13 protein-coding genes are annotated in these 13407 nt (G+C 65.7%); 6 read left to right on the top strand and 7 right to left on the bottom strand.

Annotation, left to right across the window (positions count from 1 at the left end):
* Positions 1 to 27 precede the first annotated feature (27 nt).
* The 3 genes from VL15_RS36710 to VL15_RS36700 form a co-directional block, all read right to left on the bottom strand.
* Positions 28 to 753, bottom strand: coding sequence for a tetratricopeptide repeat protein (locus VL15_RS36710; RefSeq protein ID WP_048251720.1), 726 nt, complete (start codon positions 751 to 753; stop codon positions 28 to 30).
* Between the two features lie 203 nt (positions 754 to 956).
* Positions 957 to 1790 (bottom strand): NAD-dependent epimerase/dehydratase family protein, encoded by an 834-nt coding sequence (locus VL15_RS36705; RefSeq protein WP_048251719.1) that lies wholly within the window; start codon positions 1788 to 1790, stop codon positions 957 to 959.
* Between the two features lie 213 nt (positions 1791 to 2003).
* Positions 2004 to 3056, bottom strand: a complete 1053-nt coding sequence (locus tag VL15_RS36700; protein ID WP_048251789.1) for an RNA-guided endonuclease InsQ/TnpB family protein — start codon at positions 3054 to 3056, stop codon at positions 2004 to 2006.
* 90 nt (positions 3057 to 3146) lie between these two features.
* On the opposite strand from VL15_RS36700, the gene VL15_RS36695 reads away from it, so the two are divergent.
* A complete protein-coding gene (locus VL15_RS36695; protein WP_048251717.1) occupies positions 3147 to 4145 on the top strand; it encodes a LacI family DNA-binding transcriptional regulator in 999 nt (332 codons plus the stop codon).
* An 84-nt stretch (positions 4146 to 4229) separates the two neighbouring features.
* On the opposite strand, the gene VL15_RS36690 is transcribed toward VL15_RS36695, so the two are convergent.
* Entirely contained in the window at positions 4230 to 5522 is a 1293-nt protein-coding gene (locus VL15_RS36690) for an MFS transporter (RefSeq protein ID WP_048251787.1), read from the bottom strand.
* On the opposite strand from VL15_RS36690, the gene VL15_RS42935 reads away from it, so the two are divergent.
* Genes VL15_RS42935 through VL15_RS36680 form a run of 3 tightly spaced genes read left to right on the top strand, consistent with a single transcriptional unit; the run spans position 5521 to position 7860 of the window.
* On the top strand, positions 5521 to 5889 hold the full coding sequence (locus VL15_RS42935; protein ID WP_196319668.1) for a hypothetical protein: 369 nt from the start codon (positions 5521 to 5523) through the stop codon (positions 5887 to 5889). The two genes, VL15_RS36690 and VL15_RS42935, sit on opposite strands and share 2 nt — an antisense overlap.
* On the top strand, positions 5843 to 7330 hold the full coding sequence (locus VL15_RS36685; protein WP_048251715.1) for a DNA-3-methyladenine glycosylase 2 family protein: 1488 nt from the start codon (positions 5843 to 5845) through the stop codon (positions 7328 to 7330). The genes VL15_RS42935 and VL15_RS36685 overlap by 47 nt, the downstream gene beginning before the upstream one ends.
* On the top strand, positions 7327 to 7860 hold the full coding sequence (locus tag VL15_RS36680; protein WP_048251714.1) for a methylated-DNA--[protein]-cysteine S-methyltransferase: 534 nt from the start codon (positions 7327 to 7329) through the stop codon (positions 7858 to 7860). The genes VL15_RS36685 and VL15_RS36680 overlap by 4 nt, the downstream gene beginning before the upstream one ends.
* Before the next feature lie 28 nt (positions 7861 to 7888).
* On the opposite strand, the gene VL15_RS36675 is transcribed toward VL15_RS36680, so the two are convergent.
* Positions 7889 to 8707, bottom strand: a complete 819-nt coding sequence (locus VL15_RS36675; RefSeq protein ID WP_048251713.1) for an AraC family transcriptional regulator — start codon at positions 8705 to 8707, stop codon at positions 7889 to 7891.
* A gap of 77 nt (positions 8708 to 8784) precedes the next feature.
* Between VL15_RS36675 and panB the strand changes: the two genes are divergently transcribed.
* Complete coding sequence (gene panB / locus VL15_RS36670; RefSeq protein WP_048251712.1) at positions 8785 to 9636, top strand: 3-methyl-2-oxobutanoate hydroxymethyltransferase; 852 nt, start codon at positions 8785 to 8787, stop codon at positions 9634 to 9636.
* A 19-nt stretch (positions 9637 to 9655) separates the two neighbouring features.
* Here panB and VL15_RS36665 read toward each other — a convergent pair whose 3' ends face one another.
* Positions 9656 to 10147: an Lrp/AsnC family transcriptional regulator gene (locus tag VL15_RS36665; protein ID WP_048251710.1), complete on the bottom strand. Its 492-nt coding sequence runs from the start codon at positions 10145 to 10147 to the stop codon at positions 9656 to 9658.
* Positions 10148 to 10303: 156 nt separating this feature from the next.
* On the opposite strand from VL15_RS36665, the gene glmS reads away from it, so the two are divergent.
* On the top strand, positions 10304 to 12133 hold the full coding sequence (glmS, locus tag VL15_RS36660; RefSeq protein WP_048251708.1) for a glutamine--fructose-6-phosphate transaminase (isomerizing): 1830 nt from the start codon (positions 10304 to 10306) through the stop codon (positions 12131 to 12133).
* 117 nt (positions 12134 to 12250) lie between these two features.
* On the opposite strand, the gene VL15_RS36655 is transcribed toward glmS, so the two are convergent.
* Positions 12251 to 13407 (bottom strand): fimbrial protein (locus VL15_RS36655; protein WP_329955987.1); only part of this gene is annotated, 1157 nt, incomplete at its 5' end.

Raw genomic sequence — 13407 nt, 5'->3', positions numbered from 1 at the left:
GTGCGCGCCGCGCGTCCTGATACCGCGTTACATTCCCTTGAGCGGCTGCCCCGGTTGCCACGCGTCGATGGTCGCCTTCGCCCGCGCGCGGTCACGCGCCGGCAAGACGGTATCGAGTTGGCTGACCATCGACTCGGAGAACCTGACCATGTGGCTGCCGTTCCCCGCTTTCACCGCGGCAAGGTAGAACGTATACGCGGTCGGCAGACTCTCCTTCACGCCACGCCCCTGCTGATACAGCGTCCCCATGCTTTCAAGCCCCAGCGGGTCGCCCTGGCGCGCGGCCGCACGATACAGTGCAATCCCTTTGCCGAGGTCTTCGGGCAGCTTCATCCCCTGGTCGTACATCATGCCGAGCGCACTCTGCGCGGGCGCGTAGCCACGATCGGCCGCCAGCTGCAAGCAGTCCGCGGCCACGCGGAAATAGCGCTTGGCCGGATTCTCCTCGTACCGGAACAGCTGCCAAGCGATATCGTCGATCCGCATGCCCATGTCGTACTGCATCTTCACGTCGCCGTGCTGGGCGGCGATGAAGCTCCACTTCACCGCATCCTCCTTGTCCCCGTGCCCGTATTGGTAGTACTCGCCGAGCAGCGCAGCCGCTTCGGCGTTACCCGCGTTCGCCGCGGTCGTCAGTTCGGGGATGGCGGCCTGGTAGTCCTTCTTCTCATAGGCGTCAAGGCCGGCCTGCAGGTCGGCAAACGCCGGCGCCATGGCCAGCACGAGGCTCAGCGTCAACAGGGTTTTCTTCATTGCTCTCGATATTGTGATTATTCGATCGGATTGCGGCGAAGCGCGACGTCGTGCCCCCGAGCGTCGCGCAACGCATGCAGCCTTCCGGCGTGTTCGTCGTTTTGCGGCCCCGCATGGCGGAACCTGTCGCACCGGATGGTTTTCCTTTTACCGCAACCGCAAATCCGTCGTCAATGAAGCGGCCCCTCGGCCGACCGTGCCGCCTACGCCTTCCGCTCCATTGGCTCGCCAACAACGAACCCGCCGCCCTGGAACCGCTGCGCAGGATCGTCGTAGTCGGCGGTCGGCGCCGCGACCGGGAACAGCCCCGCGAACTGCTCGGAGCTGTCGCGCGGCCGGAAGCCGAGGAAACCGGCCTTGGTGTTGTCCCACCACTTCACCGGGTTGTCCGACGCGCCGTAGACGATCGCGTGCCCGACGCGGTTCGTCAGCAGCGAGCAACGCACCAGCTCGATGAAGTCGCGATAGCTGAGGAACGTCACAAGCATGCGCGGGTTCTTCGGCACCTCGAACGACGAGCCGATCCGCAGGCACACGGTCTCGATGCCGAAACGGTCGAAGTAGTAGCGCGACAGCGATTCGCCGAAGCACTTCGTCACGCCATACAGGCTGTCGGGGCGCAGCGGCGAATCGGCGTCGAGCACTTCCGTGACCGGGTGGAAGCCGATCGCATGGTTCGAGCTCGCGAACACGACGCGCTTCACGCCGTGCTTGCGCGCGGCTTCGTACAGGTTGTACGTGCCGGTGATGTTCGCATCGACGAGATCGTCGAACGGCGCGTCGACCGAAATGCCGCCGAGGTGGACGATCGCGTCCACGCCGTCAACGAGCTGCATCACGGCCGGCCGGTCGGCCAGATCCACGACGCGGGTTTCTTCATGCGCAGCCGCGTCGTCCAGCACCGCGATGTCGCTGACGCGCACGACGTCGGCCCAGTCGGCGAGCGCGCCGCGCAACTGGCGGCCGAGGTTGCCGGCCGCGCCCGTCAGCAACAGGCGCCCGAACGGTTTGCGCGCGCCGGTAGATGAGGCGTTCATTGAATCTCCTGTTGACTCTGATCTGGAATTAGTTCAATTTTGGAAAACGTTTTCCTACTATACGCGGAAGGAAAGCGATGCGTCAATGGCCGATCTCAATTGCAGCCATCCGCACTTTCCCGATATCAACTCGGGATCACTTGCTCGTTTTTTCTGCCACAATCCGGCGCAATGGAACGAAAACGTTACCCTCCCGTTGACGTCCTCCCCCGCCTAGCGGCGGGTGATTCCCACATCTGGCGATGCACGTCCGCATCGGAGAATATTCAGCGCAGCATTGGTATCACGATCATGCTCGACACCGCAGTGACTGCAGGTCCATTCTCTTATTCGCAATCCCGCGATACCTTTCGGCCGCGTCGTGCCGTCTTTCGACCCGCACGACGAACAGGATTGGGTAGAACCGTTTTCGTCCACTTCGTCGAACGTGACTCCGTGCGCGATCGCCTTGTAGCGGAGCCTGTTTCGGAAGGACGACCAGGATGCGTCGTAGACACTCTTCGCCATCCTGGTTTTGGCGAGTTTCGCGGCCGACACATTGCCGACCGCGATGTAATCGAAGCGCCGCACCAGATCGAGCGCGAGCTTGTGCTGGAAATCGGCGCGGGCGTTCGCCACCTTGGCATGAAGCTTCGCGATGTGCCGCTTGTGCTTTCTCGCTCGTTGCGCCTTCGCCAGCTTTTCTGCCCCTCGCCGGCCGAACCGGTCGTTGGGCAGCTTCTCGCCGGTCGAAAGTGTGGCGAAGTCTTTCAGGCCGAGATCAATACCGACACCGGAACGGATCGGCCGGGCTTGAACATCGGGCATCTCGATCACAATATTCAGGAACCAGTTGCCGCGCGCGTCCTGCGCGAAATTGGTGCCGTCCTTGATCTTGCCGTCAGGAAGCGGCCGGCTATTGAACACACGGAAGGTCCTGCCAGCGAAGCGAAACGCATCTCCTTCGCGCTTCAGGTCACGCCCCTTCAGCGGCACCCAGCCAAGCGATTTCCTACCGCGATAGCGCAAGTAGGGCCGCCGGCGCTGGCTGCGCGACTTCGCAAATTGCTCGCAGGTTGCGTTGATGGTACCGGAGTGGATACCAAGCTCCTTGCTGCTGCCGGTCGTCAGCACGTTCAGGTCGAAACCCGTCGGCCACTTTTTGTTCCACTTGAGCGCATGCTTCTGCGTGTCGTTGCAGAAGTTCCAGACGTAGTTCACCGTATGGCTCTGCTGGTTCAGCAGGCCGTTGAGCGACTTCACCCGGTAGCGGTAAACAAGGATCATGCCGGTCATCCTAGCCGGCGGAAGAAGCTGCCTGTCAAGTGCACTCCGTTCCTGCCGGCCATCGTCTGCGATGGTTTCTTAGAGTAACTGATGAAAAAAGTTTCCCCGACGATCCGCGACGTGGCCGCGGAAGCCGGCGTGTCGGTCGCGACGGTATCGAAGTACGTGAACGGCACGCAGCGTTTCTCGCCGACCGTCGAGGCGCGGCTCAAGGAAGCGATCGAGCGGCTCGGCTACCGTTCGAACCCGCTCGCGCGTTCAATGATCACCGGGCGCACGCGCACCATCGGCCTCGTGATCCTCGACATCAGCAACCCGCACTTCACGAACGTGGTCAAGGGCGCGAACCGCATCGCACTCCAGCATGACTACACGCTGCTGCTCGTCGATACCGAAGAGAGCCAGGCGCGCGAACGCTCGCTGATCGAGGCGCTCGCGCAACGGGTCGACGGGCTGATCGTCAGCACGCGGATGCCCGACGACGAAGCCGGCTGGATGCTCGATCTCAACAAGCCGCTCGTGCTGCTGCGCCGCAGCCCCGGCCTGCCGATTCCGAGCGTCGGCATCGACAACCGGTTGTCGACCTACATGCTCGCGCGTCACCTGCTCAATCTCGGGCACACGCGCATCGCGTATCTCGGTTTCGGCACGGCGCGCGTGAACGACGAGCGGATCCAGGGCGCGCGCGACTGCCTCGCCGAAGCGGGGCTCACGCTCGACGTGCACGACGCGCACGCGCCGACCGCCGAGGCCGGCGAGCGCGCATGTTCGCGCGTGATGCTCGGGCCGCAGCGCCCGCAGGCGGTGATCTGCTACAACGACCTGATCGCGCTCGGCTTCATGAAGGAGGCCGCGTCGCTCGGCTTCCGGCTGCCGCAGGACGTATCAGTCGCGGGCATCGACAACGTGCCGTACGGCGAATACGCGGCGCCCGCGCTGACCACCGTCGACATCCAGAGCGAGAACATGGGCGAGCTCGCGATGCAGAAGCTGATCGACGCGCTCGCCGGGCGCACCGATGCGAGTTATTCGACGTTCGAGCCGCGGCTGATCATGCGCGCGTCGACGGCCGCGGCCGCCGCCGGTTGAAGCGCGCGGGGTGCACCGCTTCCCCGAACGCCAAAACAAAACGCGCCGCCCCAGGGGCGGCGCGTTCGCTTGTACGGCGCACCATCACGCGTCGAGTTTCGCGGGCTTCATCTTCGGCGTGAGCACATGCATCACGGCCAACGCGATCAGGTAGGCCGACGCGCCGATCGCGAACAGCACCCAGTAGTGGCCCGTGCGTTGCAGCACCTGGCCGATCACTTCCGAGAACAGCACGCCGCCGATCGAACCGGCCATCCCGCCGATGCCGACCACCGACGCGACCGCGCGGCGCGGGAACAGGTCGGATGCCGTCGTGAACAGGTTCGCCGACCAGCCCTGGTGCGCGGCGGCGGCGAGGCCGACGATCAGCACCGCGATCCACAGGCTCTGCACCTGCGACACGAACGCGATCGGCAGCACGCAGCACGCGCAGATCAGCATCGCTGTCTTGCGCGCGCCGTTCACGCTCCAGCCCGCGCGCAGCAGCATCGACGACAGCCAGCCGCCGCCGATGCTGCCGACCGTCGTCAGCGCATAGATGCAGACGAGCGGCAGGCCGATGTGCTGCATGTCCATCCCGCGCGACTCGTTGAGCCACTTCGGCAGCCAGAACAGGTAGAACCACCACACCGGATCGGTCAGGAACTTGCCGATCAGGAACGCCCACGTCTCGCGCTTGCGAATCAGTTCGCCCCAGCGCGGCGCGCCGGCGTTCGCGTTCGCCGCGTCGAGCGCTTCGGCCTCGTCGCGCGGTTCGTCGTATTCCGCGGCGAGCGCGCGCGTGTCGGCCTGGCGATAGAGCACGAGCCACACCACGAGCCATACGAGGCCGATCGCACCGATGATCACGAACGCCGCGCGCCAGCCGTAGGCCACCGCGATCGCCGGGATGATCGCCGGCGCGAACACCGCGCCGATGTTCGCGCCCGAGTTGAAGATGCCGGTGGCGAGCGCGCGTTCGCGGCGCGGGAACCACTCGGCCGTCGTCTTGATCGCGGCCGGGAAGTTGCCGCCCTCGCCGATCCCGAGCAGCGCGCGCACGAATGCGAAGCCCATCACCGAGCCGACCGCCGCGTGCAGCATCGCGGCGATGCTCCACACCAGCATCGCCAGCGCGTACGAGATGCGCGTGCCGAGCCAGTCGACGATGCGCCCGAAGCCGAGCAGCCCGAGCGCATAGAACGCGGAAAACGCCATCACGATGCGGCCGTACTGCACCTGGCTCCAGCCGATGTCGTGCTGGAGCATCGGCGCGAGCAGGCCGAGAATCTGCCGATCCATGTAGTTGATGACGGTCGCGAAAAACAGCAGCGCACAGACGGTCCAGCGGTAGCGGCTGGCGACGGCGCGGACCGTGCCGACGACGGCAGATTGCATGAATGTCTCCGATGCGCGGCCGCGCCCGTCGCGCCGCACGATGTTCGTTGACCGGCGACCGGCGCCGGGGCGGGCCGCGGGCACGCTGTCGCGGCACGGCCGATCGCCAATCAATCTGGAAAACGTTTTTCAAAGGATAGAGCGCCTGACAGTGCGCTGTCAGTCGGGGATTTCGATGAGTCATCTCAAATTCGTCGCGGCAAAAGAGACGACTGTTTCGCAGCCCGGCATTAACCGTTTTTCCCGGATTTTCCAACGCGCGGACGGCGCGCGCGGCGGCCGATACACATGTCCGATTCCAGCCAGAATCGGTCGCGCGGATGGTTTACAGTCGTTTCATGCGCCTCGATCCCGACACCTGCTATGACGCCCTGCTTTCGCGGAACCGCCGTTTCGACGGCTGGTTCTTCGTCGGCGTGTCGACGACCGGCGTGTATTGCCGCCCCGTCTGCCCGGTCAAGCCGCCGAAAGCGCGGAACTGTCGTTATTACCCGACCGCCGCGGCCGCCGAGAAAGCGGGCTTCCGGCCGTGCATGCGGTGCCGCCCCGAGCTCGCGCCCGGTCACGGGCTGCTCGACCTGTCCGGCAATCTCGCCGACGCAGCCGCCACGCTGATCGAGGACGGTTTCCTGAACCTGCATTCCGTCGACGCGCTCGCGCAGCGGGTCGGCGTGACCGAACGCCATCTGCGCCGGATCTTCGCCGCGCAGTTCGGCGTGTCGCCGGTCGAATTCGCGCAGACGCACCGGCTGCTGATGGCCAAGCGGCTGCTGACCGACACCGCGTTGCCGGTGGCCGTCGTCGCATCGACGGCCGGGTTCGGCAGCGTGCGGCGCTTCAACGACCTGTTCCGCCAGCGCTACGGCCTCAATCCGTTGCGGCTGCGTAAAGGGGCCGGCCCCTCCGCCGAGGGCGACATGACGTTCCCGCTGCCGTACCGGCCGCCGTTCGCGTGGGCCGACCTGATGCGCTTCCTCGCGCAGCGGCAGATCGACGGCGTCGAGCGGATCGACGCGCAGCGTTATGCGCGCGTCGTCGAACTGCCGAACCCGAACCCGAATCCGAACCGCGACGGCGGCACCGGCCGCGTGACGGGCTGGCTGTCCGTCGCGCACGTGCCGCAGCGGTTCGCGCTGGCCGTCACCGTGTCGCCCGCGCTGACGCCGGTCGTGCCGGCCGTGCTCGCACGCGTGCGGCGGCTGTTCGATCTCGACAGCCGCCCCGACGTGATCGACGCGCATCTCGGCGAACTCGCGAGCGGCTCGCCCGGCCTGCGTGTACCCGGCGCGTTCGACGGCCTCGAGATTGCGATCCGCGCGATCGCGGGCGAGCAGCTCGCGGCAGCGCAGGCGAGTGCCGTGCTGGCACGCATCGCCGAACGCTTCGGCACCCCGGTGGACGGCGCGCCGCCGGGGCTCACGCATGCGCTGCCTTCCGCAGCGATGCTGGCTGCGTTGCCGCCGGCCGCCCTCGATGCACTCGGCATCGCACGCGAAGTGGCGCAGGCGATCGTGTCGCTCGCTCGTGCGGTCGCCGACGGCACACTCGCGCTCGAACCGATGGCGCCGCTCGACGCGACGCTCGCCGCGCTGCGCGCGTTGCCCGGCTTCGACGAGCGCGCGGTGCAGTACGTCGCGATGCGTGCGATGGCCTGGCCGAATGCGTTCCCGGCCGACGATGGGTTGCTGCCTGCCCGCACCGAACGCGCACGTGTGCCATCATCTGCGCCGCATGCCGCGCGCTGGGCGCCCTGGCGCGCGTATGCCGCACTGCATGTGTGGCGCCTTCATGGAGAAATATCGCGATGACTCCCGCTCACCTGATTCCGAGCCCGCTGGGCGACATCGCCGTGCGCATCGAGGACGATGCGCTGACAGGCCTGTACTTCGTCGGCCAGAAATACTTCCCGTCGCTTGCGATCGCGGATAAAGCAGACGCGCACGCGTCGTCGCCGATCGCGCGCAAGGTCGCGGAAGAAATCGCGGAATACTTCACCGGCATGCGCGAAACGTTCTCGGTGCCGATCCACCTGCGCGGCACGACGTTTCAGCGGCGCGTGTGGAAGGAACTGCTCGCGATTCCGTTCGGCGAACTCGTGACGTACGGGGACATCACCGAACGCGTCGGGTTGCCGATGAGCGGTGCACGCGCAGTGGGCGGTGCCGTTGGCCGGAATCCGGTATCGATCATCGTGCCGTGCCATCGCGTGGTCGGCGCGTCGGGCAGCCTGACCGGCTATGCGGGCGGCATCGACCGCAAGCGCGCGCTGCTGTCGCTCGAAGGCGCCGGGTTCCAGCGCGGCGCAGCTCATCCAGTGCAGACAGCGCTCGCGTTCTGAACGACCGTGAGCGGCGCGCGATGCCGCGTCACGCAGTCAAGACAGGCCGGCGCGCTTCACGCTTCGCATACGCACCGGGCGTCATGCGGAACTTCGCCTGGAACAGCGCGATGAACGACGACGTCGAGTCGTAGCCCAGTTGCGCGGCCACCGCGCCGATCGGCTCGCCCGCATCGAGCAGCGGCAGCGACGCGAGCAGCCGCACGGCCTGCCGCCATTCGGTGAACGACAGCCCCGTGTCCTGCCGGAACAGCCGCGACAACGTGCGCCGCGTCGCGCCCACCTGATGCCCCCATTCGTCGAGGCTGCGCGTATCGCCCGGATACGCATGCAACGCGCGTGCGATTTTCAGCAGGCGCGGATCGCGCGGCAGCGGCACCGTCAGCGGCGCCGGGCGCATGCGCGCGATCCGGTCGGCGATCAGGCAGACCAGCGCGCCGTCCGGCCCCGTCTCGTCGTAGTTCACCGGCAACTCGCCGGTCGCGATCACCAGTTCGCGCAGCAGCGGCGTCATGCAGAGAATCGTGCAGTCGTCGTTCGCGTCGTCGCGCGCGATCGCTTCGTCGAGATACAGGCTGTGGAACGCGACGCAATCGCGCGTCGACACCGCATGCGGTACGTGCGGCGGAATCCACATCGCATAGTGCGGCGGCAGCAGCTGCCGGCCCGACGGCGTCGACACCTCGAGCACGCCGCTCGTCGCATACATCAGCTGGGCCCACGGATGACTGTGCGCGTCGACGCTCGCGTTGCCGGGAATCTCGAACGCACGCACGAACAGCGGCCTCGGCAAGCGCGCCATCGGCGGCACTGCGTAAGGGTCAACCGATTGTCCCGCCAGCAACATAAGACGTCCTCCGAAGGTCATTGCACGAACGAGCGCGATGCTACCGTGACGGCTCTTCTTTCACACGGCTTCCGCTCATGAGCGCTCACACCCGCACCACCCGCAAGACCGTCACCGCGATCCGCTCGACCAAAGGCATCGGCAGCCTCGTGTCGCTGACCGCGTATTCCGCGCCGATGGCGAAGCTGGTCGACGACGTGGCCGACGTGATCATCGTCGGCGATTCCGTCGGCATGGTGCTGTACGGGATGCCCGATACGCTGCGCGTCACGCTCGACATGATGATTGCACACGGTGCGGCCGTCGTACGCGGCGCGGCGCAAGCGTGCGTCGTCGTCGACCTGCCGTTCTCGACGTACCAGGAATCGCCTGCGCAGGCCTATCGTTCCGCGGCGCGCCTGCTTGCGGAAACCGGCGCGCAGGCCGTGAAGCTCGAAGGCGGCAGCGAGATGGCCGACACGATCCGCTTCCTGACCGATCGCGGCATCCCGGTGATGGCGCATGTCGGCCTCATGCCGCAGCAGGCCAATGCAACAGGCGGCTTCCGCGCGCAGGGAATGGACCCGCGTTCGGCCGCGCAGGTGTTCGACGCCGCGTGCGCGGCCGAGCGGGCCGGCGCGTTCAGCGTCGTCATCGAGGGCACCGCCGAAGCGCTCGCACGCCACCTGACCGAAACGCTGACGATCCCGACGATCGGCATCGGCGCATCGCCCGCCTGCGACGGGCAAGTGCTCGTGACCGAAGACATGATCGGTGCATTCGATGCGTACACGCCGCGCTTCGTGAAGCGTTACGCCGATGCGAATGCGGTGACGCGCGACGCGATCCGCCAGTACGCGCACGACGTGCGGCAGCGCGTGTTTCCCGAACCGGCGCATTGCTTCGGGTACGGCAAGCCGCTGCAACTGGTGGACGTGTCCGCCGCGTGACGACGAGCGAACGACGCGATCACGTGCGCTTGCGCATCGCATGCGCGACCCGCGCGTTCGCTTCGAACTTCGCGCGATGCGTCGAGAAGAATGTGCGCACGTTGCGGACGTTCGATGCGCCGGTGAACAGCCGTCGCGCGAATTCGTCGTATTCGGCGACATCGGCCAGATCGGCCACCACGACGAAATCGGGCCCCGGCGACACGCGATAACACTGCGTGACAGCCGGCTCCGCGCACACGTACGCTTCGAATGCGTCGTAGTCTTCGGCTGTCTGCCGGTCGAGGCTGATCTCGATCAGCGCCGTGACGGCCGTGCCGATCGCCACCGGGTCGAGCACCGCGACCTGCCGGCGGATCACGCCGGCCTCGGTCAGCCGGCGCACGCGACGCATGCAAGTGGGCGGCGACGACAGTGCGCGCTCGGCCAGTTGCAGGTTCGACACCGACGCGTCGTCCTGCAGGATCGCGAGGATGCGCAGGTCGAGATCGTCGAGGGTGATGCCGGCCATTGGCAGCTCCTTCCGGTCAGGGTGTGAAATTTAATTTCAATATGATAGACGATCTGCTGTTCGTTTCATTTTTTCTTGTATTTTGAAATTTAATTCCATTCGACCGCCTCTACCATCGCTCTCACTGGTCCAGACAGGACATTTACGGAGCGCGATATGTGTGGAATTGTCGGGGCGGTCGCCCAGCGGGACATCCTGCCGAACCTTGTCGACGGCCTGAAGCGGCTCGAATACCGCGGCTACGACTCGTGCGGCGTCGTGGTCTATCGCGACCGTGCGCTGGCGCGTGCCCGCAGCGTCGATCGCGTCGCGAACCTGCAGCGCGAGATCGCCGATCATGCGTTGTCGGGCTACACCGGCATCGCGCATACGCGCTGGGCCACGCACGGCGCGCCCGTCACGCTCAACGCACATCCGCACTTCTCGCCGAGCGATGCCAACGCGCGCATCGCGCTGTCGCATAACGGGATCATCGAGAACTGCGACCCGTTGCGCGCGGAACTGCAGGCGCACGGCTACGTGTTCGCGAGCCAGACCGACAGCGAGGCAATCGCGCACCTGATCGACCACCTGTACGACGGCGACCTGTTCGACGCGGTGCGCCGCGCCGTCGCGCGATTGCGCGGCAGCTACGCAATCGCGGTGATGTGCCGCGACGAGCCGCACCGGATCGTCGGCGCGCGCGACGGGATGCCGCTCGTGGTCGGCGTCGGCGAAGGCGAGAATTTTCTCGCGTCCGATGCGATTGCGCTGTCGGGCATCACGGATCGCATCGCGTATCTGGAGAACGGCGACGTCGCCGATATCCAGCTGCATCGCTACTGGATCGTCGATGCGGCCGGCCAGCGCGTCGAGCGCGCGGTGCAGCGGGTCGCCGCGCATAGCGGCGCGGCCGATCTCGGGTCGTACCGCTACTACATGCAGAAGGAGATCTTCGAGCAACCGCAGGCGGTGGCCGATACGCTGCTCGACGTCGCGTCGATCATGCCCGAGCTGTTCGGCGACGGTGCGTGGCGCGTGTTCAACGATGTCGACTCGGTGCTGTTGCTCGCATGCGGCGGCAGCTATCACGCCGCGTTGACCGCGAAGTACTGGATCGAGAGCATCGCGAAGCTGCCGGCCAGCGTAGAAATTGCCAGCGAGTTTCGTTATCGCGACAGCGTGCCGAATCCGCGCACGCTCGTCGTCGCGGTGTCGCAAAGCGGCGAGACGGCCGATGTGCTCGGCGCGGTGCATGTCGCGAAGCAGAGCGGGATGATGCATACGCTCGCGATCTGCAACGTCGCGACGAGTGCGTTGATGCGTGAGTGTGCGCTGCAGTTCGTCACGCGCGCGGGGATCGAGATCGGGGTGGCTTCGACGAAGGCTTTTACGACGCAGCTCGTTGCGCTATTCCTGCTCACGCTGTCGCTTGCGCAGGTGCGCGGGCGGTTGAGTGACGACGAGGAGAAGGAACATCTGCGCGCGCTGCGGCATCTGCCCGATGCGATGTCGAAGGTGCTCGCGCTGGAGCCGCAGATCATGGCGTGGTCGGAACTGCTCGCAAGGCGCGACAACATGCTGTTTCTCGGGCGCGGGATGCATTACCCGATCGCGCTCGAGGGTGCGCTGAAGATGAAGGAGATCTCTTATATTCACGCGGAGGCTTATCCGGCGGGGGAGCTGAAGCATGGGCCGCTTGCGCTCGTCAGCAACGAGATGCCGGTGATTGCGGTTGCGCCGAATGACATGCTGCTCGAGAAGCTCAGGTCGAACATGCATGAGGTCAGTGCGCGGAATGGAAGGCTTTTTGTGTTTGCGGATGTGGACTGCGGGTTGGTGCCGAGTGACGGGATCGAGGTGATTCGGCTGAATGAGTACTACGGGCCGCTTTCGCCGATTCTGCATACGGTGCCGATGCAGTTGCTGGCGTATCACGCGGCGTTGGCCAGGGGGACGGATATTGACAAGCCTAGGAATTTGGCCAAATCGGTGACGGTGGAGTGAACTACCGCTCGCCACGCGCGAGTCTCGCCCGCAAGCGAACTCCCCAACCGCAGCGTGACCACGCGCCTGGTCATGCAGGGGCAAGTTCCGTATGCGTCAAAATCCGCTGCGCCTGCCTTACTGATACGTCATGGTGAAGGTCAGCACCGCATTCGCGCTGCCGGCCTTCACGCTGGCGGACGTCTGGTAGTACGTGGCCTTGAGCGGAATCGTGTAGGAGCCGCCTGTCGATTTGCTGTAGCCCGTCAGCGTGTACTGCGTGTTGTATTTCAGCGCATTGCCGCTGTTGTCCTTCAGTTGCAGGCCGATGCCGCTGGCCGTCGAATCGCTCGACAGCGCCAGCACGCCGTTGGTGCTGTCGAGCACGGCGTTGACCGGGATGAACTGGTACTGGATCGTATTCAGGCCCGACGGGCAGGCATTGACAGCCACGGTGACCGGAATAGCCGGCGAGGTGGTCGAGCCGATGCCCTTGAATGCCGACTGCATATACGAGCCCATGTTGACCGTCACGTTCGGCGTGGTGCACGCCGCCACGTTGACGATGGTCGGGGTTAGCGAGAACGACACGAGGGGCGACGCGGCGACCGTATAGACGGAGCCGCCGGTATTCGTTGCAGACGCCCCCACGGCCAGCACGCCGCCCGTCACGGTGCCCGCCGTGATCGGACCGGTCTTGACCAGCGCCGCCTGGACCTGGCCACCGTTGGTGATCGAAGTAACGATGCCGTTTGAGTTGCAGGCGGAGCCCGTCCACGGGCTGGGGAATATCGAAAGCGGAACGCCGAGATCCCTCCAGGGCTGGTTTCCGCATTGGTTCGCGAAAGTAGCCGCGCCGATCGCGATACCGACGCCAGGCACATTGGTATTCCAGACGGTATAGGTTCCACCATTTTGCGCGGCCACGGTCATGCCGGCCCTGGTCATCGACTGCGGTTCGAAGACCATACCCGAGGACACCACACCCGACACCGTGCATGTGTAGTAGTTGGGAACGTTCGAGGTACTGAACCAGCCGGTTAGCAGGGTGCCGACCGCTGCATCGCGCGGGATCGTCACCGAGGCCGGCATCGCCAGCGTTACCGTCTGCGCTGTTCCCGAGCAGCTTATGCTCGCGGCGAACACGGTACGTGTGCCAAGGCCGAGCATCAGCACTGCCAGCGTGAGCAGCCAAACCGCCAGGCGGCCCGAGCCTCGCGCCGATCTTGCGCGCCTGCGCATCGAGGCCGGCGTCTCGTTTCGTTTCATGATTTCTCCCAGGTCCATCGCGCCCG

The organism is Burkholderia cepacia, from assembly GCF_001039005.1.
Classification (GTDB): domain Bacteria; phylum Pseudomonadota; class Gammaproteobacteria; order Burkholderiales; family Burkholderiaceae; genus Burkholderia; species Burkholderia theae.
This window is presented reverse-complemented; position numbering and strand designations above follow the sequence as displayed.

What these genes read in the sequence shown, in the direction of transcription:
- VL15_RS36710 (WP_048251720.1), bottom strand. Translation starts at nt 753, where the DNA reads ATGAAGAAAACCCTGTTGACGCTGAGCCTCGTGCTGGCCATGGCGCCG.
- VL15_RS36705 (WP_048251719.1), bottom strand. Translation starts at nt 1,790, where the DNA reads ATGAACGCCTCATCTACCGGCGCGCGCAAACCGTTCGGGCGCCTGTTG.
- VL15_RS36700 (WP_048251789.1), bottom strand. Translation starts at nt 3,056, where the DNA reads ATGATCCTTGTTTACCGCTACCGGGTGAAGTCGCTCAACGGCCTGCTG.
- VL15_RS36695 (WP_048251717.1), top strand. Translation starts at nt 3,147, where the DNA reads ATGAAAAAAGTTTCCCCGACGATCCGCGACGTGGCCGCGGAAGCCGGC.
- VL15_RS42935 (WP_196319668.1), top strand. Translation starts at nt 5,521, where the DNA reads ATGAATGTCTCCGATGCGCGGCCGCGCCCGTCGCGCCGCACGATGTTC.
- VL15_RS36690 (WP_048251787.1), bottom strand. Translation starts at nt 5,522, where the DNA reads ATGCAATCTGCCGTCGTCGGCACGGTCCGCGCCGTCGCCAGCCGCTAC.
- VL15_RS36685 (WP_048251715.1), top strand. Translation starts at nt 5,843, where the DNA reads ATGGTTTACAGTCGTTTCATGCGCCTCGATCCCGACACCTGCTATGAC.
- VL15_RS36680 (WP_048251714.1), top strand. Translation starts at nt 7,327, where the DNA reads ATGACTCCCGCTCACCTGATTCCGAGCCCGCTGGGCGACATCGCCGTG.
- VL15_RS36675 (WP_048251713.1), bottom strand. Translation starts at nt 8,707, where the DNA reads ATGTTGCTGGCGGGACAATCGGTTGACCCTTACGCAGTGCCGCCGATG.
- panB (WP_048251712.1), top strand. Translation starts at nt 8,785, where the DNA reads ATGAGCGCTCACACCCGCACCACCCGCAAGACCGTCACCGCGATCCGC.
- VL15_RS36665 (WP_048251710.1), bottom strand. Translation starts at nt 10,147, where the DNA reads ATGGCCGGCATCACCCTCGACGATCTCGACCTGCGCATCCTCGCGATC.
- glmS (WP_048251708.1), top strand. Translation starts at nt 10,304, where the DNA reads ATGTGTGGAATTGTCGGGGCGGTCGCCCAGCGGGACATCCTGCCGAAC.